Source organism: Janthinobacterium sp. OK676 (assembly GCF_900103595.1).
Lineage (GTDB): Bacteria > Pseudomonadota > Gammaproteobacteria > Burkholderiales > Burkholderiaceae_D > Janthinobacterium.
Genome location: NZ_FNHA01000007.1, coordinates 96897 through 116213, shown reverse-complemented (window position 1 = coordinate 116213; position 19317 = coordinate 96897). Strand labels below are relative to the sequence as shown.

General features: G+C 64.3%; 20 protein-coding genes. 4 read left to right on the top strand and 16 right to left on the bottom strand.

Annotation, left to right across the window (positions count from 1 at the left end):
* Window positions 1–62: 62 nt before the first annotated feature.
* The 13 genes from BLU39_RS15325 to BLU39_RS15265 form a co-directional block, all read right to left on the bottom strand.
* Window positions 63–1361 carry an NAD(P)/FAD-dependent oxidoreductase gene (locus tag BLU39_RS15325; protein ID WP_092714400.1) on the bottom strand — a complete coding sequence of 433 codons (1299 nt, stop codon included), beginning with the start codon at window positions 1359–1361 and terminating at the stop codon, window positions 63–65.
* 15 nt (window positions 1362–1376) lie between these two features.
* Entirely contained in the window at window positions 1377–1874 is a 498-nt protein-coding gene (locus BLU39_RS15320; protein ID WP_092714398.1) for a hypothetical protein, read from the bottom strand.
* Window positions 1875–1964: 90 nt separating this feature from the next.
* Entirely contained in the window at window positions 1965–2732 is a 768-nt protein-coding gene (locus tag BLU39_RS15315; protein WP_254788986.1) for a transporter, read from the bottom strand.
* A 77-nt stretch (window positions 2733–2809) separates the two neighbouring features.
* Window positions 2810–4465 carry a methyl-accepting chemotaxis protein gene (locus tag BLU39_RS29175; protein ID WP_139178303.1) on the bottom strand — a complete coding sequence of 552 codons (1656 nt, stop codon included), beginning with the start codon at window positions 4463–4465 and terminating at the stop codon, window positions 2810–2812.
* A 157-nt stretch (window positions 4466–4622) separates the two neighbouring features.
* The gene (locus tag BLU39_RS15305; RefSeq protein WP_092714396.1) at window positions 4623–6005 is read right to left on the bottom strand and encodes a multicopper oxidase family protein; all 1383 of its coding nucleotides are present in this window, start codon (window positions 6003–6005) and stop codon (window positions 4623–4625) included.
* A gap of 2 nt (window positions 6006–6007) precedes the next feature.
* Window positions 6008–7366 carry a TolC family protein gene (locus BLU39_RS15300; RefSeq protein ID WP_254788985.1) on the bottom strand — a complete coding sequence of 453 codons (1359 nt, stop codon included), beginning with the start codon at window positions 7364–7366 and terminating at the stop codon, window positions 6008–6010.
* Between the two features lies 1 nt (window position 7367).
* Window positions 7368–7733, bottom strand: coding sequence for a hypothetical protein (locus BLU39_RS15295; RefSeq protein WP_092714392.1), 366 nt, complete (start codon window positions 7731–7733; stop codon window positions 7368–7370).
* Between the two features lie 120 nt (window positions 7734–7853).
* Window positions 7854–8270 carry a hypothetical protein gene (locus BLU39_RS15290; RefSeq protein ID WP_092714390.1) on the bottom strand — a complete coding sequence of 139 codons (417 nt, stop codon included), beginning with the start codon at window positions 8268–8270 and terminating at the stop codon, window positions 7854–7856.
* 41 nt (window positions 8271–8311) lie between these two features.
* Window positions 8312–8848 carry a hypothetical protein gene (locus BLU39_RS15285; RefSeq protein WP_092714388.1) on the bottom strand — a complete coding sequence of 179 codons (537 nt, stop codon included), beginning with the start codon at window positions 8846–8848 and terminating at the stop codon, window positions 8312–8314.
* A gap of 117 nt (window positions 8849–8965) precedes the next feature.
* Window positions 8966–10549 (bottom strand): sensor domain-containing diguanylate cyclase, encoded by a 1584-nt coding sequence (locus BLU39_RS15280; RefSeq protein WP_092714386.1) that lies wholly within the window; start codon window positions 10547–10549, stop codon window positions 8966–8968.
* 142 nt (window positions 10550–10691) lie between these two features.
* Entirely contained in the window at window positions 10692–11249 is a 558-nt protein-coding gene (locus BLU39_RS15275; protein ID WP_092714384.1) for an NADPH-dependent FMN reductase, read from the bottom strand.
* An 88-nt stretch (window positions 11250–11337) separates the two neighbouring features.
* Window positions 11338–12453 (bottom strand): alanine racemase, encoded by a 1116-nt coding sequence (gene alr / locus BLU39_RS15270; protein ID WP_232731127.1) that lies wholly within the window; start codon window positions 12451–12453, stop codon window positions 11338–11340.
* A 13-nt stretch (window positions 12454–12466) separates the two neighbouring features.
* Complete coding sequence (locus tag BLU39_RS15265) at window positions 12467–13756, bottom strand: D-amino acid dehydrogenase (protein ID WP_092714380.1); 1290 nt, start codon at window positions 13754–13756, stop codon at window positions 12467–12469.
* Between the two features lie 105 nt (window positions 13757–13861).
* On the opposite strand from BLU39_RS15265, the gene BLU39_RS15260 reads away from it, so the two are divergent.
* Window positions 13862–14362 (top strand): Lrp/AsnC ligand binding domain-containing protein, encoded by a 501-nt coding sequence (locus BLU39_RS15260; protein WP_070222192.1) that lies wholly within the window; start codon window positions 13862–13864, stop codon window positions 14360–14362.
* Window positions 14363–14510: 148 nt separating this feature from the next.
* On the top strand, window positions 14511–14858 hold the full coding sequence (locus BLU39_RS15255; protein WP_092714377.1) for a hypothetical protein: 348 nt from the start codon (window positions 14511–14513) through the stop codon (window positions 14856–14858).
* Here BLU39_RS15255 and BLU39_RS15250 read toward each other — a convergent pair.
* A complete protein-coding gene (locus BLU39_RS15250) occupies window positions 14824–15768 on the bottom strand; it encodes a DMT family transporter (RefSeq protein WP_092714375.1) in 945 nt (314 codons plus the stop codon). The two genes, BLU39_RS15255 and BLU39_RS15250, sit on opposite strands and share 35 nt — an antisense overlap.
* Before the next feature lie 58 nt (window positions 15769–15826).
* Window positions 15827–16600, bottom strand: coding sequence for an AraC family transcriptional regulator (locus BLU39_RS15245; RefSeq protein WP_092714373.1), 774 nt, complete (start codon window positions 16598–16600; stop codon window positions 15827–15829).
* 125 nt (window positions 16601–16725) lie between these two features.
* On the opposite strand from BLU39_RS15245, the gene BLU39_RS15240 reads away from it, so the two are divergent.
* Window positions 16726–17586: a tetratricopeptide repeat protein gene (locus tag BLU39_RS15240; RefSeq protein WP_092714371.1), complete on the top strand. Its 861-nt coding sequence runs from the start codon at window positions 16726–16728 to the stop codon at window positions 17584–17586.
* Here the strand turns inward: BLU39_RS15240 and BLU39_RS15235 are convergent.
* Window positions 17569–18561, bottom strand: a complete 993-nt coding sequence (locus BLU39_RS15235) for a GlxA family transcriptional regulator (RefSeq protein ID WP_092714368.1) — start codon at window positions 18559–18561, stop codon at window positions 17569–17571. The genes BLU39_RS15240 and BLU39_RS15235 overlap by 18 nt on opposite strands.
* A 112-nt stretch (window positions 18562–18673) precedes the next feature.
* Between BLU39_RS15235 and BLU39_RS15230 the strand changes: the two genes are divergently transcribed.
* Window positions 18674–19306 carry a cysteine hydrolase family protein gene (locus BLU39_RS15230; RefSeq protein ID WP_092714366.1) on the top strand — a complete coding sequence of 211 codons (633 nt, stop codon included), beginning with the start codon at window positions 18674–18676 and terminating at the stop codon, window positions 19304–19306.
* Window positions 19307–19317: the final 11 nt, after the last annotated feature.

Below are 19317 nucleotides of genomic sequence, written 5' to 3'. Positions count from 1 at the left end.
GCGTACGCTGCCATAAAAAACGGGGCCTTGCGGCCCCGTTGGATTTCCTTACTTACCACACATCAATGCAGCTTGACCTGCGGCGTGCTGCGCTTAATCAGGAAACGGCCCATGGCCATGACGGCCGTGCGCACGCTGCCCAGCACGGCGTTGTGGTGCATCAGGTGCAGGCTGACATACATCATGCGCGCGACAAAGCCTTCGACGAACCAGCTCAGGCCCTTCAGCGAACCCATCAGGGTGCCGACCGAGGTGGTGCGGCCGAACGACACGAGCGAACCGTAGTCCAGGTATTCGTACGGCTTGGTCTGCGGCGGCTTGCCCTTCGCTTGCAACAGGAAGGTTTTCAGCAGGTAATCGGCTTGCTGGTGGGCAGCCTGGGCGCGCGGCGGCACCAGCTTGCCGTCCGGCCCCGTGCAGGCGGCACAATCGCCCAGCGCGTAGATATTCGCATGGCCCTGCACGTTGAGCATGCCCGTCACTTCCAGCTGGCCGGCGCGGTTGGTCGGCAAGCCCAAGGTGGCGAGGAATTCCGGCGCGCGGATGCCGGCGGCCCACACGCAGATGTCGGCCGCATAGCTGGTGCCGCTGGCGACCGTCACCTTGTCCGCCTCGATCGAGGTGACGCGCGTCTCGGTCACCACGGTGATGCCATGCTGGTGCAGCAGTTTCGAGGCGGCGATCGAGACGCGCTCGGGCAGCGGCGCCAAAATGCGCGGCGCCCCTTCGAGCAGGGTGATGCGCACATCCTTGATGGCGTTGAGATTCTGGAAACCATACGCGGCATACACGCCGCTCGCTTCGCGCAATTCCGCCGCCAGCTCCACGCCCGTGGCGCCGCCGCCGATGATGACGATATCGACGCCGGGATGGCCCGCGTCGCTCTGGCGCTGCTCGGCCATGGCCAGCAGTTTCAGCAGGGTCAGACGGAAACGTTCGGCGTCTTCCGTGGCGTTCAGGGAAATCGTGTTTTCCTGGGCGCCGGGCACGCCGAAGTAATTCGACGTGCTGCCCACGGCCAGCACCAGCTGGTCGTAACGGACAGTGCGCTGCGGCAAGAGCTGTTCATCCTTATCCGTGGCGATGGCGCCCACGGTAAGGCTGTTCGACGCGGCGTCGAGCGCGATCAAGGGGCCATAGACATAGGTAAAACCATTGTCATGCGCCAACATCTGGTACGACAGGCCCTCTTGATGAATGTCCAGGGTGCCGGCCGCCACTTCATGCAGCGACGGCTTCCAGATATGGTACAGACGGCTGTCGACCAGGGTGACCTGGCCGGGGCCGAGCTTGCGGCTGAGTTTGCAGGCCAGCTCCAGGCCGCCTGCACCTCCTCCTACGATAACGATTTTACTGTGCAAAGATCCTCCTGCTTGTTAATCCCTGTGCCCGTTGCCGTTGCCATTCCCGCGACCATTGCCATGGCCCTTGCCCGGATGGTCATCATGCTTGTCGCGCTTGCCTTCATGCTTGTCGCGCCTGTCATCATGGCGGTCGTCATGACGGCCGCGGTCGCCGTAATCGGGCCGGCCATGGTCGCCATGCTGCTGGCGGTAACGGGGCACATATTGGTTGTTATACCAATTATCTTGAACGAAATATACCTCTTGGTTACAGGCATTATACTTGCGGCAGTGCTTGGACCAGTGTTTGGCATGGCCGGGCGGTACGCGCAGGTAGATCGGGGCGGCCGAATAGTACTGGGGGCGTTGCACGATGACGGGCTGGGCATAGATCAATTGCGGCGCGGGATAGTCGCCGATGTCGAGGCGTCCGTAAAAGCCTGGCTGGCCGACGGTAACGGAGACGCCGACCTGGGCGACGGCGGCGGTGGCTGCCGACAGCAAGGCGGCAGCAAGAATCAGGGTTTTCATGGTGACACTCCTTTTAGTTATGCCGTCATTGTAGACCTTGTGTGACCAACTGTTTGTTCGCAAGGACACATAAGGAATGGCGTCGCAATCTCACCACAGTTTGCCCAATGGCACGACCAAGCCGCTGAACAGCGACCAGTCCGGGGACGCCGCCGTCAAGCCGCGCGCCATGCCGATGTCGATGGCCAGTCGTGGCGTGGGACTGTAGGTGGCCGCCAGCAGCAATTGCGCCGTGGCCGGTGCGCCGCGCAGGCGCGTGCCCGACACTTCCGCCGTGGCGCCCCAGCGCTCGCTGACGGGCGTGGAAAAGGAGGTCGCCCAGCCCGTCTGCACCCTGCCCGTATTCGAGTCGGAGACCCCCAGGCGCGTGGCGTTCAGGTTGGCATCCATGTGCACGGCGCCCACGTCGCGGCTGAAAATCCCGTTCAGCGATACGTCGCTCTTGCCGCTGCCGATGCTGTCCTTGGCAGTCGGCAACTTCCAGCCCAGTTCCAGGCCCAGCGCCGTCGCGCTGTCGAGCAAGAATGCGCGCTTGAGCACGACCGTCGTGTCGCCCACGCCCGTTTCGCGCCGCCCCGTGTCATCGCGGGCGCGCACAACACCCTCGCCCTCGAGCAGCACGCCCCATTCGGGCGTGAACGCCAGTTTGAAGGTATATGGCAGGCTGGCGCGGCGCGTGCCGTCCGTTTTCGACAGCAGGCCGCCGGCCTCGAATTCCAGCTGGCCCGGCACGGGCAGCTGGGCGGGACTGGCCACCGAAGGACGGTAAGGCAGGACGGGATCGCTATCCTGCGCCTGCGCCAGGGGGGCCAGCGACAGCAACAGCAGGGATAAGCAAAGCAAGCGGGGAGACGGCATGAAAGACCCGGAAGTGATAAACGCGCAATAGCGACAGCCTACCACCGCCGCGCCGATTGCGCTCGGTCAAACCGCTTTCAGGCCAGGCGCCGCACGCCCTGCCTGGCGGCCGGCACTGGGCGGCGCAGCGGCGTGACGTTGCTGGATGCTGGCACGGCCAGCCCTTGCTCCTGGGCATGCAGACGGAACACGCCCACCAGTTCCGTCAGGGTCTGGGCCTGGTCTTGCAGCGATTCGGCGGCCGCCGCCGCCTCTTCCACGAGGGCCGCGTTTTGCTGCGTCACCTGGTCCATCTGCAGCACGGCCTGGTTGACTTGCTCGATGCCGGCGCTTTGCTCGGCGCTGGCGGCCGTGATTTCCTGCATGATGTCGGCCACCTGGCGCACGCTGGTCACCACTTCATCCATCGTCTTGCCCGCGTCATGCACGAGTCTGGAACCGATTTCCACCTGCTCGACGGAGTCGCCGATCAGGGTCTTGATTTCCTTGGCGGCGCTGGCGGAACGTTGCGCCAGGTTGCGCACTTCGGACGCCACGACGGCGAAACCGCGTCCCTCTTCGCCCGCCCTGGCCGCTTCCACGGCCGCGTTCAAGGCCAGGATATTCGTCTGGAAGGCGATGCTGTCGATGACGCTGATGATGTCGACGATCTTGCGCGAGGACGCATTGATCGATTCCATCGTCCGCACCACCTGCCCCACCACGGCGCCGCCCTTGCCCGCCACGTCGGACGCGGCGCCGGCCAGGGCATTGGCCTGGCGCGCATTGTCCGCGTTCTGCCGCACGGCCGACGTCAGCTGTTCCATCGACGACGCCGTTTCTTCCAGCGAACTGGCCTGCTCTTCCGTGCGCGACGACAAGTCGAGGTTGCCCTGGGCGATTTCGCCCGAGGCCGTATTGATGGTGTCCGTGCCCGAACGCACCTGGCTGACGATGCCCACCAGCTTGTCGCGCATGGTCTTCATGGCAAACAGCAGGCTGGTGCTGTCGTGGCCGGCTGTGCGGATTTCCACGGTGAGGTCGCCCTCGGCGATGGCGCCGGCGATCCTGACGGCATATGCGGGCTCGCCGCCCAGCTGGCGCGTCAATCCGCGCGTGATCAGCGCCCCCAGCGCCAGGCCGGCCGCCATGCTGCCCAGCACAAGCGCGATCATGAAGCTGCGGCTGGCCTGGTACACGCCGGATGCCTGCTCGGCCGCCGCCTTGGCCCGCGCTTCCTTCTGCAATGACAATTTATCGAGCACGCCGTCGAGCTCATCGGCATGCAGGCGCGTCTTGTTGAGCAGTTCAACCAGCTGCACGGTGCGCTGGGCCAGCGGTTCGGCCGCCGCCAGGATCAGCGCCTGCTGCATGGTGGCAACGTACTCGGCTTCGACGGCGGCGAAGCGGGCAAACAGTTCCTTGGCGGCCGGCGTGACGAACAGCGGCCGGGCCTTGTCCAGGTTGCTCTTGTTCTCTTCCAGGTATTTGCCGATATCGGCCTGGCGCCCCGCGCGCTCTTCGCTGGTGGTCGCCAGCAGAAAATTGCTGCGCGCGCGGCCCACCTTGATCAGGGCGATATTGGCTTCCTTGATGTACGACAGCCCCAGCAATTCATGGTTATACATCTGCCCTGCCATGGTATCGATCTTGCCCATGTTGAAGATGCCGATGCCGGCCACGATGGCGCCGAGCAGCGCCACGCAAAAGAAGGCCGCGAGCAGGCGCGTCCCCACTTTCATTTGATTCAACATGTTTCCTCCCAGACAAGACGGTAGCCAATAATTTAAGCTATGACTTGAATATAAGGAAAAAACAGTCACTAAAATGCTCGAATTGTCACTAACCAACAATTCCTTGATTCAAAGCAACATATCCCGGGACTTGCCATGCTGGCAAGTCCCGGGGGCATCAATGGCCGCTGTGCGCGCCCGGCTTGCGCACCGTCATCTCCACGCCGCTTTTTACCGCCGGCTTGCCCGCGCCCTGGCCGCGCACCGGTTCCGGCACGGCGCCCGTCCACTCATAGGCCAGCGTGCCGGCCGGGTGTTTATACCAGCCCGGGTCGCGGTAGTCGCCCGGTTTCTGGTCCTTGCGCACTTTGACCGTGGTAAACATGCCGCCCATGCCGATGGCGCCGAACGGGCCGTCGCCCGCCATCATCGGCAGGGTATTGTCGGGGATAGGCATCTGCATCTCGCCCATGTCGGCCATGCCTCGCTCGCCCATCACCATGTAGCCGGGCACGAGCTGGTTGATCTTCGCGGCCACGCCCTGGTGGTCGACGCCGATCATGGTCGGTACGTCATGCCCCATGGCATTCATCGTGTGGTGCGACTTGTGGCAGTGGAAAGCCCAGTCGCCCAGGTCCGTGGCGGTAAACTCCACCGCGCGCATCTGCCCCACGGCAATATCGGTCGTCACTTCGGGCCAGCGCGATTCGGGGCGCGTCCAGCCGCCATCGGTGCCCGTCACCTCGAATTCGTGGCCATGCATGTGGATCGGGTGGTTCGTCATGGTCAGGTTGCCCACGCGCACGCGCACCTTGTCGCCCTGGCGCACGACCATGGGGTCGATGCCGGGGAAGACGCGGCTGTTGAAGGTGAACAGATTGAAGTCCGTCATGGTCATGATCTTCGGCGTGTAGCTGCCCGGATCGATGTCATAGTTGCTGAGTAAGAAGACGAAATCGCGGTCCACCTTCATGAAGTTCGGGTCTTTCGGATGCGTGACCCAGAAACCCATCATGCCCATGGCCATCTGCGTCATTTCATCGGCATGCGGGTGGTACATGAAAGTGCCGGGTCGCTTGGCAACGAATTCATACACAAAAGTTTTACCGGGGGCGATGCCGGGCTGGGTCAGGCCCGTGACGCCATCCATGCCGTTGGGCAAGCGCTGGCCATGCCAGTGCACGCTCGTGTGTTCCGGCAATTTATTGGTGACAAAGATGCGCACGCGGTCGCCCTCCACCACTTCAATCGTGGGGCCGGGCGACTGGCCGTTGTAGCCCCACAGGTTCGCTTGCATGCCGGGCGCCAGTTCGCGCACGACGGGTTCGGCCACCAGATGGAATTCCTTGACGTTGTTGTTCATGCGCCAGGGCAAGGACCAGCCGTTGAGGGTGACGACGGGATTGTACGGACGCCCGTTCGGCGGCGGTGGCGGTGCTTTCGTATCGGCGCCAGCCATGCTGACGGCTTCCGGCAACGACGCCGCACCGACTCGGCTGACGGCGGCGGCACTGAGGGCGACGGCGCCCGCATTCATGAAAAAGTTTCTACGTGTAATCATCATTATTCCTTGTTGGCGGGGCCGCTGCCATTGATGGCGCCTTGCAGTTCGGTTTGCGCGATCCAGAAATCGCGCTGGGTTTCGATGGCGCTGTTGACGCTGGCGACCTGTTCGCGCGCGTCGGCCAGCAGTTCGAAGACGCTGGCCAGCATGCCGTTGTAGCGCAACAGCACCTCGTGCGAGATCGTCTTGCGCAGCGGCACGACTTCATCGCGATAGTGGCGCGCCAGGTCGTAAGCCGTGCGGTAGCTGGAATACGCCTCGCGCACTTCCGAGCGGGCTTTGACGGCCGTGCCCGCCGTGCGCTGCAGCGACTGCTCGTACAGTGCTTGCGCCTTCGCATTGCGCGCCGCCCCCCAGTCGAACAGGGGCAGTTCCAGCGACACTTCATAGCCGTTTTCGCGCGGCGCCTCGCTGCTGCTCTTGTTGGTATAGCCCACGTCGAGCACATTGATGAAGCCCGTCACCTTGGCCAGACCCAGCGCATCGGCCGTCGCGTGCGCGTCGAGTTTCGCTCTTTGCACGTCGAGGCGCTGCTCCATCGCCTGCGCCTCGATATTGCCCGCGTCCGCCGCCTGGGCCGGCAAGTCGGGCAAGCGCGATGGCAAAGTAAAGCCGGTTTGCTTGCCCCACAGGCCCAGCAAGCGCGTCAGGTGCTCGCGCGTCACCAATGCCTGGTGGCGGGCGCGCGCCAGGTCGCCGACGGCGTCCGCATAAAACACTTGCTGGCGCGCCTGGTCGAGGCGGCTCCAGTTGCCCGCCCGCTGCAGGCGCGTGGCCAGTTCGGCGCCCGCCTCGGCCGACAGCAGCGCGCGCTGCATGAACGCTTCCGTCTGCACGGCGGCCACAGCATTGAAATAGGCCCTGCGCGTATCAAGCGCCAGTTGCACGGCGCTGCTGGCGGCCTGCAGCTTGGCTTGCTCGAAACGGCCCCGCTCGATGTTCACGCGCATCGGCATGGTCAGCAAGCCGGCCAGGTCGAAGCTGACGCCACGGTCGATTTCATTGCCATGGCTGCCGTGCGAGCGGCCGAACGACAGGCCGGGATTGCGCAAGCGCCCCGCCTGCACGAGATCCGCCTCGGACGCGCCCAGTTCGGCCAGCGCCGCTTTCATGCCGTGGTTGTTCATCAGAGCAATGCGCACGGCGCTGTCGGCGTCCAGGGGCTGGGCCAGCAAGGCAGCCAATTTGTCCTCGCCGCCCGTGTCCGTCAGCGCCGCGGGCGCGCCCGTGCGGGCGTCGGCCAGCGCGGAGACCGCCTGCATGCCGCCATCCTGGCTGAAGCTGGCGCAGCCGCCGAGCAGCAAAGCGGCCGCCAGGGCCAGCGGCGTGAGGCAATACGATTTCTTGAAACGCGTCATGTCAGTGTCCTTCATGCTGGTGGTGCTGGTGGTGCTGGTGTTGCTGATGTTGCGGGGCAGGCTGGGCATCGGGCTTGGGAATGGGCTGAGCCATCGGCATCTTGTGCCCTTCCATCTTGTGACCGTCCATTTTCATCATGCCCATGTGGCCGCCGGCCTTGCCGACTTTCTCGTTGACGGCGCGCCACGTCTGGTCGGGCGTCGCCTCGTCCTCGGCGGCGGGTCGGTAGCCGGCAAAGGCGGAGCGGTAGGTGGTGGCCGGCACGGATGCTTGCGCCTCTTGCGGGGAGTACGGGGACGGCGACGGGGATTGCGCTGCGGCGGCCAGCGGCAGCACAGCCAGCGCAAGGCTGAACAGATATTTCATGGTATTCCTTGAATGACAGGGTATGGCGCGGCGGGCGCGCGACTGGAACGCTGGCGCGGCCGGTGCAAGGCTCAGGATGCCGGGACGTGCGACGGCGGCACCGCCAGGTTCAACGGGCGGTCAGGCGGAGCGCGTGCTTCTCGGGGGACGTTCGGGACCAGGCGGGATATGCCCGGCGAACGGGGAATCGGGCGCCAGCGCCGGAGGCGGCGCGCGCAGGGTCAGGGCGTGCAAGGCGGGCATGCCCGGCGGCGCCGTGGCGCCCACGGTGCACGCGCCGTGGTTGCTGCAATCGTGGCCGTGGTGCGTGGCGCCGCCATCGTCCATGGCCATTTTCATGGGCTGGTCCGCCATCTGCATGTCCGCCATGTCGTGGCACGGGGGCGCCTGCATTGCCTCGACGGTGACCGTGGCAACTACCGCCAGCTCATCCACGCAGCAGCTGCGCATGGCCGACGCAAATCCCTGCAGGGGCAGCGTGACGGCCAGCAGCCAGAGCAGCGAGCGGGCGAGAAAGCGGAAAAAGGCACGGTTCATGGCACAACTATAAACCTTCCCACACGAGGAAGGTCAAGCCCCTATTTGCGCCCGTAGCCGTGCGTCAGCCAGATCACGTAGACGCCGTAGTAGCCCTGCCCTTCGAAGATGGCGTAGCCATCGGCAAAGGAGACTGTCTCCACTTCATTGACGATGAAATACGCGCGGTTGTCCGCCGCCTCCACGTCGCCCCAGTAGCGTGGAACCCGGCTCCGGTAGCCGCTGGCCCGCCCGATCGCATCCATTAAATCGCTGATCATGAAGTCATACAGCATTTCGGCCAGCAGCGGCCGGTGGCCTGCCAGCATGGCCGTGATGTCGGGGTAGCCAGCGTCCTTAAGCGCGGGCAAGTCGCTTTCCTCGTCCTGCAGGTCGTCTTCGCGGCAAGTCTGGATAAAACTGTTGAACGGTTCGTCGAGCAGGGGCGCCAGCGCCGCTTCCGGCACGCTCAGGCGGAACGGATGCAGCGGCAGCACGCTGTGCTGGCCATAGTTGAGTCCGCGGCAGCCGAGGTAGGCCAGGGGGTGAAGCTGGCCGTCGACTTCGCAACGGATGCCATGTGCTTGCTCAAACGTCATCGATATCCATCCCCGCCATGCCCGCCATCCTCGTTGTACCTGATCAGGGTCACATGGTAAGCGCTGGCGGGCAAACGGGACAGGCTCAGATGCAACAGAAAACAGCGGATCAGTTTCTCAGGCAGGCTCCGTGATGCCCACGCAATTGCGGCCGCTTTCCTTGGCCACGTACAGGGCCGCGTCGGCGGCCAGCAGCACGGCGTCCGCGCCGCCAACCTTGCCCGCCTCCTGCTCCGACGACACGACGCCCAGCGACACCGTGATGGCGCCCGCGCCGGGAATCACGGCGGCGGCCACCTTGGCCCGCAGGCGCTCGGCCACCTGCAGGGCCACGTCCAGGTCGGCGTCGGGCAAGAGCATGATGAATTCATCGCCGCCATTGCGGCACAGCACGTCGGCACCGCGCGAACAGGCGCGCATCAGCTGCGCCAGGCGCAGGATGACTTCATCACCCACGGCATGGCCCCACTGGTCGTTGACTTGCTTGAAATGGTCGATGTCGATGGCGATGACGGAAAACGGCCGTGCCTGCGCCTGCCAGGCGCCCAGCGCCGCCGCCATGCCGCGCCGGTTCGACAGGCCCGTCAGCGGGTCCGTCTCCACGTCGGACTTCAACTTGCCGATCTTGTTCTGCAACAAGGCCAGGCCCTTCAGCAGGGCTTTCTTGATCTGCGCCGCCTCCACGTACCAGGCGCGGATGGCGCCGATATGCTCGGCCGTGCCGGCCGCATCCATGCGCCGCGCACCGTCGGCCAGCTGCATCAGGGGCCGCGAAATCAGGCTGGCCAGCCACCAGATGAATGGCAGGCTCAGCAAGGCGATCGGCAGCGAATGCCATACCGTGTTGGCCATCAGCTGTTTCAGCGGGGCCAGGGTCATGGCCGTCGGACGCTGCGCCACGATGCCCCAGCCCGTCGACGGCATGACGGCGTAGCCGGCCAGCATGTCCACGCCCAGGCTGTTGCGCATGCGCCGGTTGCCGCCGCCCTGCTGCGCGATGATGGTATCGATGACGTCATTGCTGCCGGCCACTTCGCCCAGGCGTTCGGGATTCGGGTGGTACAGCAGGCGCCGGTTCTGGTCCACCACGTACAGGTAGGAACCGTCACGGTAATAATGCTGGCCCAGCATGGTGTACAGGATGTTTTTCTGTTTCAGGTAGATACTGCCGCCCACATAGCCGAAGTAGCGGCCATCCTTGCCAACGATGGGGTGCGAAATGAAGACCACCAGGTTGCCGGCCGAGGAAACGTAAGGCTGCGTCACCAGCGGGCGCCGTTCGCGCAGCGCCTGGATGGCGCCCGCCGAATCGAGCGTGCGGTTTTTCAGGGCCAGCGTTTCGGGCGACACCCCCAGCACCTTGCCGTCCGCATTGACGATGAGCACGGAATTGAAGCTGTTCGTTTGCAAACGCAGCCGCTGCGCCTCGTCCGTCAGCCACTGCTCGTCACCCATGCGCGACGGCAGGCTGCCGGCGCTGTAGGCCAGCTGCTGGCGCGCCGACTGGAGGAAATCCTCGGCCGTGCTGGCCAGCTTGCTCGCATACGCGTGGTTCGCTTCCAGGGTGGTGTCGATCAGCAACTGGCGCTGCACGCTGTAGCTGGCATAGAAGGTATTGGCCAGGGACACCAGGGCGCTGGCAAAAGCCACGAGCACGATCAAACGGCGCAGATTCATGCGCGGAACAGGTTTAGTCCACATGGGGTTGGCAAGATTTGGAAAGTATTGCGCTAAAGAAAGAGCGCATTATACCGAGACCCCCGTGCCAATATTGAAATATTGGCATCCATGGTCAAAGAAAGCGTACAAGCGGCAACGCAAAACGCTGCCGCTTTGATCTGCATCAAGCGTGGATCGCGTGCTTGCGGACCCAGTCCGCGTAGCGCTGCATCCAGCCCTGGAAGAAACCGAGGCTGGCCGGACCGATGCCGCCATGTTCGTCAAATAGACCATCCTTGGCCTGGATAAACATTTCCGGTTGTCCCAGCAGCGGCACGTCCAGGTAGGACAGTATATTGCGCAAATGCTGCTGCGCCAGCGCCGTGCCCGTGGCGCCGACGGACACGCCAAGCACGGCGCCCGGCTTGCCGCCCCACACGCTCTGGCCATACGGACGCGAACCGTGGTCGAGGGCGTTTTTCAGCACGCCGGGGATCGAGCGATTGTATTCGGGGGTGAGGAAGAGCAACGCTTGTGATGCGGAAATGTCGGATTTGAGGCGCAGCACCTGCTCGGCCTGGGCGCCGTCATCGTCCTGGTCGTACAGCGGCAAGTCGCCAATTTCGATGTGCTTGAAAGAAAACTCGGGCGGCGCCAGCTTGATGATGGCATCGGCCAGCTTGCGGTTGAAGGAATCCTTGCGCAGGCTGCCGACGATGATAGCAACGTTATATTGGCTCATATATATCCCCGATGATGGTAAAAGAATAGCCCTGGAGTGAAGCTCACTACAAGGCTATCTTGCCACACAATCATGGGTTTCGCGCTGCTTAACGTGCGCCGGCAAGCCCTTGATACTCGCGGTAGTAGCGCCCGCCCAGGTTCGTCAATACCTCATAGCCGATGGTATTGGCCATGGCCGCGACGGCGTCGACCGGGTGTTCCGCGCAGATCAGGTCGACCAGGCTGCCCGGCGCCACGCGTTCTTCGGCGATGGCGCTTACGTCAAGCGTGATGGAATCCATCGAGATGGCGCCGATCTGCGGCACTTTCACGCCGTCGACGATGGCCAGGCCCTGGTTGCTCATGCTGCGCAGCCAGCCATCGGCATAGCCGACGGACACCGTGGCCACCTGGCGCGGCTCGCTGGCCGTGTAGCGGCGGCTGTAGCCCACGTGGTCGCCGGCGGCAATCGTGCGCGTCTGCAGCACCTTGCCTTGCAGGCGCACGACCGAGCGCAGGGGATTCGGTTCGCCCCCCTGCGGCCCGATGCCGTACAGGGCAGCGCCCGGGCGCACCAGGTCGAAGTGATAATCGGGCGACAAGAAGATGCCCGAGGAATTGGCCAGGCTGGCGCGGTATTGCGGCAAACGGGCGCGGATGGCGATGAAACGGGCCAGCTGCTCGCCATTCATGGGGTTGCTGCGCTCATCGGCGCACGCCAGGTGGCTCATGACGTAGCGCACCTTGATGCCGTCGAGGAAGTGTTCATCCGCCAGCCAACCATCGATTTCCTGCGGCGACAGGCCCATGCGCGACATGCCCGTGTCCACCTGCACGATGGCGTCCAGGGTGGTGTCCAAGGCCTTTGCGTGCTGGCGCCAGCCCGCCACCTGCGGCTCGCTGTTGAGCACGGGAATCAGGCCGTGGGCCGTGAATTCACCTTCTGTGCCGACGGGCGGACCGTGCAACACGAAGATGGCCGCGTCGGGCGCCACGTGCGGACGCAGGCTGATGCCCTCTTCCAGGTGCGCCACGAAGAAATGGCGGCACCCTTCTTCATACAGGGCTGCGCCCACTTGCGCGGCGCCCAGGCCATACGCGTCGGATTTGACGACGGCCGAGCAGGCGGCCGGGTGCGCCTTGTCGCGCAGCAAGCGGTAGTTGGCGCGCACGGCGTCCAGGTCCACCGTCAGGATGGCGCCGCTACGTTCCTTTGGAGGCATGCTGGCCGCCATCTCAGGCCGCCGCGTGTTGCAGTTTGCCATGGCCCTGCGCGCCGCTGTAGCGGCTGACGGACAGGTCATCGGCCAGGATGGCCGGCTTTTTCGACGACATCAGGTCGGCCAGCAATTGCGCCGAACCGCAGGACATGGTCCAGCCCAGGGTGCCGTGGCCCGTGTTCAGGAACAGGTTGCGCAGCGGCGTGCGGCCGACGATAGGCGTGCCGTCCGGCGTCATCGGGCGCAAGCCCGTCCAGAACGTCGCTTCGGCCGTGTTGCCGCCGCCGGGAAACAGGTCGTTGACGACCATTTCCAGGGTTTCGCGGCGGCGCGGGTTCAGGTTCAGGTTGTAGCCGGCGATTTCCGCCATGCCGCCCACGCGGATGCGGTCGTCGAAACGGGTGACGGCAATTTTGTAGGTTTCATCGAGGATGGTCGACACGGGCGCCTTGGCCGCGTTGACGATAGGCACGGTGATCGAATAACCCTTCAATGGATACACGGGAATGTCGAGCAGCGGCTTCATGAAGCCCGTCGAGTAGGAACCGAGGGCCACCACATAGGAATCGGCCTTGACGATTTCCGCGCCGCATTGCACGCCGGCGATTTCATCGCCCTGCGTCAGCAAGGCGTCGATGGACACGCCGTAGCGGAACTTCACGCCCAGCGCCTCGGCCATCTCGGACAGGCGGGTGGTAAACAGCTGGCAATCGCCCGTTTCATCGTTGGGCAGGCGCAAGCCGCCGAACAGTTTCTCCTTGACGGCTTCCAGGGCCGGCTCGGCGCGCGACAGCTCGTTGCGCTGCAGCACTTCATACGGCACACCCGCTTCTTTCAATACTTCGATATCCTTGGCGGCGTCGTTGTATTGCTTTTCGGTACGGAACAATTGCATCGTGCCTTGCTGGCGGCCTTCATAGGTGATACCCGCCTCGGCGCGCAGCACCTTGAAGCAGTCGCGGCTGTATTCGGCTAGGCGCACCATGCGTTCCTTGTTCACGGCATATGCTTCCGGTGTGCAATTACGCAACATCTGCCACATCCATTTGAGCTGGGCGGCGCTGCCGTCGAGCGAGATGGCCAGGGGCGCGTGGCGCTGCATCATCCACTTCACGGCTTTCAGGGGAATGCCGGGCGCGGCCCATGGCGAAGCGTAGCCGGGCGAGATTTGCCCCGCATTCGCGAAGCTGGTTTCCAGTGCCGGGCCCGGCTGGCGGTCGATGACGGTCACCTCATGTCCTGCCTTGGCCAGATAGTAAGCACTGGTGACGCCGATGACGCCGCTACCCAGAATCACGATACGCATAGTTTCCTCATTATATTTTTTAGGCTGACGCCAGATTAACCGCTATCATATTGGGAAAGAGCCAGTATTTGTTCACGTATAAATTGAGATATTCAGCAATAAATCATGAGAATCCTTAAAGAATCGGCACGTGGCCTCGACAAGCTGGACCGCCACATCCTGCGCATCCTGCAACAGGATGGCCGCATCTCGATGAAAGACCTCGGTGAACAGGTGGGCCTGTCCATCACGCCCTGCATCGAGCGGGTCAAGCGCATGGAACGCGACGGCGTCATCACGGGCTATCACGCCAAGGTGAACCCGGCCGCGCTGGGCGCCAAGCTGCTCGTCTTTGTAGAGATTACGCTCAATCAAAAATCCGCGTCCGCCTTCGAGCAATTCCGCCGCGAAGTGCTGCAGATTCCCGAGGTGCAGGAATGCCATCTGGTGTCGGGCGATTTCGATTACCTGATCAAGGCGCGCATCCATGAAATGGCCGAGTACCGCAAGCTGCTGGGCGACATGCTGCTGCAACTGCCGGGCGCCGCGCAATCGAAAAGCTATGTGGTGATGGAAGAAATCAAGGAAACCCTGGCGCTGTCGACCGACGTGCTGCAGAACCGCTAAAAGTATCGCCTGGCGACACCAACGGCACCGGATTGTGCGCCTTTGTATAATCTTGTAGCACATTGCGTGGTTCGCAAGCACACTCCTGCTCAGACATCACGCCCGTCCCCTCTGAGATTGGAAGCAGTGATGCACACTGGGAGTCCCTATGAACACATTGATCAAACTGGCAGTTTCCTGCCTCGCGGGCCTGGCCGTGGCCATGTGCACCGCCAGTGAATACAAGGTCAACCGCGCGCCGGACAATGGCGCCATCTATCAGAACATCAAGGTCGGCAAGACCACCCGCCTCGACCTCGACGCGGCCCTGGGCAACGCCACCGTCGTCAGCTTCGATCCCGGCTATGAAGTATGGGTCTACAAGAACCAGCTGCAAGCGCCGAAGGTAACGCGGCTGATCCCCCTGCTCGGCGAAAAAGGCACGCGCGAAGTGGCCGTGATGTTCGACCAGGCGGGCATCGTCAGGAAATTCCGGATACACGAGCCGCGCAACTAGGCGGCCGGTGCGCCGCGGCGCACGCCAGCACGCCCGCCAGCAGCAGGATCGTCGCCGCCGCTTCCGCAGGCGTGGGCCAGCGCTGCTCCCACAAGTAGCCGTACAGCAAGGCAAATAGGAACTCAAAGACGATCATCTGCCCCATCATGGTCAGCGGCAAGACGCGGCTGGCCTGGTTCCACAAACCGTTGCCGACGACAGAACACAGCAGCGCGACACCGGTCACGACGCCGGCAAACTGCAGCCAGGCCGTGCCGCCATGCTTACCAGGCGCGGCCAGCGCGACGGGAATGGCCAGCAGCAGCGCGGCAGCGCCCGTGACCACGCCCGTCAACAGATTCCACTCCTGCGCCGAGACCGAACGCAGCCGTCCCAGCCAGCGGCTGTTGCCGACCGCATACACCGTCCACGACAGCAACGCCGCCAGCGCGCACAGCAGCCCCAGCAGGGACGCATGGCGGGGGCTGGCTAGCGACTGCCAGCTGATGCAGGCTAGCCCGCCCGCGCTCAGCAGCAAGGAAGGCATCAATTTGCGCAGCGGCACGGCATCGCGGTCGCGGCTGCCGACGAGCGTGACGACCAGCGGCAGCAAGCCGATCACCATCGACGTCATGGCCACCCCGCCCGTCTGCACGGCGCCGGCCAGCAGCACGTAATACACGATATTGCCGGTCAGGCTGAGCCAGACCAGGCCGCGCCATTCGCGCCAGCCCAAGGTCCGCAGCAGGCGCCGCCACGACGGCGCGACGAGCACGGCCGCGATCAGGCCATACGCGAGGTAGCGGCCCACGGACAATTCCAGCGGCTGGAAGGCGGGGATCAGCGCGGGCGCGAGGAATACCAGCCCCCATAGCGCGCCCGCGGCGATGCCGGCAAGCATACCCAGTCGGCTCTTGTTTTCTTGATGCATGGTCAATCTCCTGAAAAGGAGATTGTGGCAAGTCTGCCGCGTCCATTCTTGGCGCCAGCTACTGCCTTGTTGACCATTTCTCCCATTTATCGCGACATGCGCGCCGGTAGGCCGCCGGCGTGACATCCATGCCGTCGCGCATGGCGCGCGTCAATGCGCTCTGTTCGGAAAAGCCGGCCGCCAGCGCGATCTCGGCCAGGCTGGCATCGCCGGCGGCAAGCAAGTCGCAAGCGCGCGCCATGCGCTGCTGCCGCAGCCAGGCATGCGGACTGGTATCCATTTCCTCTCGGAACAGCGCATGCAAACGGCTGACGCTGAGATTGGCAAAGTGCGCCATCGACGCCGTCGACCACGGCAAGCCCGGCTCGGCTTGCACACGAGCAAGCAACGCGCCAAGACGCGAACGGGGCTGCGGCTCTCCCAGCAACAAGGTATCGAGCAACAGCGGCGTCCAGCCCGTGACAACGGCCGGCGTCAGCGCCCGCTGCTGCGCCATGACACCCAGGTATTCAATCAGCTTGCGGGCGCCCGGCCCGATCGCCGTGTAGGAGCCGTCCAGCAGGCGCTGCCAGCCGCTGCGCGCCACGACGGCCGCGTCCACGTCGACGACGATGGAGTGATTGGCCACCTGGCTATGCTGGGCATGCCAGGCGTGCGCCGGGATCACCACGCCCAGCTGCGTATCGACTTTCCCCTGCTTGCCGTCGATTTCCAGCAACAGCTGTCCGCTGAGGGGCAGCACCAGCTGCACGAAATCGTGGCGGTCCGGCGCGCCGATGTGCGCATAGCTGCGAAAGCTGAGGTCGATGGCAGAGTGTGATGAACTGGACATGGCGAGACCGCCCGGGCGAAGAAGTCTCCATTTTATCAGTTCGGTTATTCCTTGCCGATGCGCCGATGCGGGCGCCTTGCGCCGCCGTCTTGCCCTACACTGGCGTTTTCTCCTCCTGTGCTTCCATGCAATTACCCGCAAGCCTCGCCCACATCTCGGCGGAACAAGACTGGCAACACACGACAGCGTATCCACCGCTCGGCTTCACCCCGTTTGCCGAAGGCGCGCTGGGCAATGGCGACACTTTCGGCCTGTACTGGCCCATCGGCCGCGAAGCGAGCGAACCCATCGTCGTCGAAACGTGGCATGACGAATGGCGCATCCAGCCGCACTTTTCCAGCCTGGCGGCGTTCCTGCAAGCCCACGCTGCAGCGGAAGACGAGTATGTCGGCACGCCAACGCTGGACGACGACCCCGCCTCGCCGCGCGCCACCTTCCTGGCGGCCAAGGAATTGATCGCGCAGCGCAAGCCGGACGCGGCCATCGCCCTGCTGGAAGCGGCGCTGGCCATCATTCCCGAATATACGGACGCCCTGGCCTTGCTGCACGGCCTGTACGTGCGCGCTGGAAGAACCGCTGACGCCGCCAGGGTGGCCATCCAGGCCATCATCTCGCCGCCCTCGTTTGGCGGCCCGCCCCTGAAAGCCCTGCAATGGCTGCGCACGCAGCCGGTGCCGGACGGCGAACCTGACCCCATCTGGCGCGCCTGCGGGCAGCTGTCGTTCCACTTTGGCGGCAGCAAGGAGAATGGGGATTATCGCGTGCTGCTGGCCGCCATCGACGACTACCTGGCCCAGGGCGACTCGATACGCGCCTCGACCCTGATGCAAACCTACGCCGAACTGATGAGCGCCGAAACCGTCTCGTTCCAGGAACGCTACGCCTTCGATCCAACCGCCTTCATCGCGCGGCAAATCGCCGTCAGCGCGGGGCTGCCGCAGGGAAGCCGGGATCCCGCCATGCTATGGTCAGGCGACCTGGCCTAGCTGCTGCCGGAACAGCTTGCGATACGCCGAAGGCGACGTCTGCAAGTTCGCGCGGAAATGCTGGCGCAGCGACAGGGCCGTGCCGAAGCCGGCCTCTTGCGCCACGACGTCGATCGAGGCCGCGCTCTTTTCCAGCAAGCCTTGCGCATGCGCCAGGCGCTGGTTCAGCAGCCACTGCTTGAACGAAGTGCCCATGGCCTGGCGGAAGTGGCGCGTGAAATTGCGCCGGCTCATGGCGGCCTGTTCGGCCAGCGCGTCGATGCTGTGCGCCTGGCCCAGGCTGGCCGTCACGCTGGCCAGCACGTCGGCAAAGCGCCCTTCGCTGCCGGACACGGGCAGCGGACGCTCGATGAATTGCGCCTGCCCGCCCTGGCGGTGCGGCGCCACCAACAGGCGGCGCGCCACCCGGTTGGCCACCTCGGCGCCCGCCAATTGGCGCAGCAGATACAGGCAGCAATCGAGGCCGGCCGCCACGCCGGCCGATGTCAGCACGGCGCCATCGTCCACGTACAGCACTTCCCGGTCCACCCTGACCTTGGGATAACGGGCCGCCAGCCAGTCCGCCATGCCCCAGTGCGTGGCTGCGCTCTTGCCGTCCAACAAGCCCGCCTGTGCCAAAGGAAATGCGCCCAGGCACAGGCCCACCATGCGTGCGCCACGCCGGCTGGCCGCCTGCAGCGCCGCGACCAGGGGCGCCGCCGCGTCGCGGCAATCATCGTGCCAGGCCGGCATGATGACGATATCGGCCCCGTCCAATCCTTCCAGGCCGAACTCGGGCGTGATGCCGAAGCCGGCCGCCGTGCGCAAGGGCACGGGATCGGCGGCGCATACGCGCACGTGGAAAGACGGCAGATCGGCCTCGTCCGTCTGGGCGCCAAACACGAGGCAAGGCACGGACAAGTGGAATGGCGTCATGCCGTCGAAGGCGATCACGGCCACCGTCAATGGAGCGACAAGGGCAAGAGTAGTAGTCATGGCCCGATTTTATCGCAGATAGTCCTTCGGGCCACTTTTAATTTGCGGCCCGCAGCCTGAAAATGGCTGTATCGAGGAGCCGTTTCCTCTTTCAACCACTCAAGGAGAAGCCATGTCCACCACCCCGCGCCGCGCCCTGCTCGTCATCGACGTACAAAATGAATACTTCACGGGCGACATGCCCATCGAATATCCATCCGTCGACATTTCCCTGCCGAACATCGTCCAGGCCATGGCCGCCGCCCGCGCCGCCGGCGTGCCCGTGATCGTCGTCCAGCACGATGCGCCGGAAACCTCGCCCATTTTCGCCAAGGGCAGCGACGGCTGGCAGCTGCATCCGCAAGTGGCCGCCTTTGCCGCCGACCACCGCATCAACAAGACCATGGGCAGCGCGTTTGCGGGCACGGACTTGCGCGCCTGGCTGGAAGGCCACGGCATCGACACCCTGAGCATCATCGGCTACATGACGCACAACTGCGACGCGGCCACCATCTACCACGCCGCGCACGACGGCCTGCAAGTCGAGTTCCTCCAAGACGCCACCGGCACCCTGCCCTACGCCAACGCGGGCGGCACGGCCAGCGCAGAGGAAATCCACCGCGTCTTCAGCGCCGTATTCCACTCGAATTTCGCCGCCGTGGCCAGCACAAGGGACTGGATCGATGCCGTGCGTGAAGGCAAGCCGCTGGCAATGGACAATATTTATCTGTCGAACCAGCGCGCGCGCAAGGCGCAGGCGAACTGACACCAGTAGGA

Coding starts and splice junctions, on each gene's coding strand:
- BLU39_RS15320 (WP_092714398.1), bottom strand. CDS start 1,874: ATGAAAACCCTGATTCTTGCTGCCGCCTTGCTGTCGGCAGCCACCGCC.
- BLU39_RS15305 (WP_092714396.1), bottom strand. CDS start 6,005: ATGATTACACGTAGAAACTTTTTCATGAATGCGGGCGCCGTCGCCCTC.
- BLU39_RS15285 (WP_092714388.1), bottom strand. CDS start 8,848: ATGACGTTTGAGCAAGCACATGGCATCCGTTGCGAAGTCGACGGCCAG.
- BLU39_RS29175 (WP_139178303.1), bottom strand. CDS start 4,465: ATGTTGAATCAAATGAAAGTGGGGACGCGCCTGCTCGCGGCCTTCTTT.
- BLU39_RS15240 (WP_092714371.1), top strand. CDS start 16,726: ATGCAATTACCCGCAAGCCTCGCCCACATCTCGGCGGAACAAGACTGG.
- BLU39_RS15255 (WP_092714377.1), top strand. CDS start 14,511: ATGAACACATTGATCAAACTGGCAGTTTCCTGCCTCGCGGGCCTGGCC.
- BLU39_RS15260 (WP_070222192.1), top strand. CDS start 13,862: ATGAGAATCCTTAAAGAATCGGCACGTGGCCTCGACAAGCTGGACCGC.
- BLU39_RS15275 (WP_092714384.1), bottom strand. CDS start 11,249: ATGAGCCAATATAACGTTGCTATCATCGTCGGCAGCCTGCGCAAGGAT.
- BLU39_RS15250 (WP_092714375.1), bottom strand. CDS start 15,768: ATGCATCAAGAAAACAAGAGCCGACTGGGTATGCTTGCCGGCATCGCC.
- BLU39_RS15235 (WP_092714368.1), bottom strand. CDS start 18,561: ATGACTACTACTCTTGCCCTTGTCGCTCCATTGACGGTGGCCGTGATC.
- BLU39_RS15280 (WP_092714386.1), bottom strand. CDS start 10,549: ATGTGGACTAAACCTGTTCCGCGCATGAATCTGCGCCGTTTGATCGTG.
- BLU39_RS15230 (WP_092714366.1), top strand. CDS start 18,674: ATGTCCACCACCCCGCGCCGCGCCCTGCTCGTCATCGACGTACAAAAT.
- BLU39_RS15315 (WP_254788986.1), bottom strand. CDS start 2,732: ATGCCGTCTCCCCGCTTGCTTTGCTTATCCCTGCTGTTGCTGTCGCTG.
- BLU39_RS15245 (WP_092714373.1), bottom strand. CDS start 16,600: ATGTCCAGTTCATCACACTCTGCCATCGACCTCAGCTTTCGCAGCTAT.
- BLU39_RS15290 (WP_092714390.1), bottom strand. CDS start 8,270: ATGAACCGTGCCTTTTTCCGCTTTCTCGCCCGCTCGCTGCTCTGGCTG.
- BLU39_RS15265 (WP_092714380.1), bottom strand. CDS start 13,756: ATGCGTATCGTGATTCTGGGTAGCGGCGTCATCGGCGTCACCAGTGCT.
- alr (WP_232731127.1), bottom strand. CDS start 12,453: ATGCCTCCAAAGGAACGTAGCGGCGCCATCCTGACGGTGGACCTGGAC.
- BLU39_RS15300 (WP_254788985.1), bottom strand. CDS start 7,366: ATGACGCGTTTCAAGAAATCGTATTGCCTCACGCCGCTGGCCCTGGCG.
- BLU39_RS15295 (WP_092714392.1), bottom strand. CDS start 7,733: ATGAAATATCTGTTCAGCCTTGCGCTGGCTGTGCTGCCGCTGGCCGCC.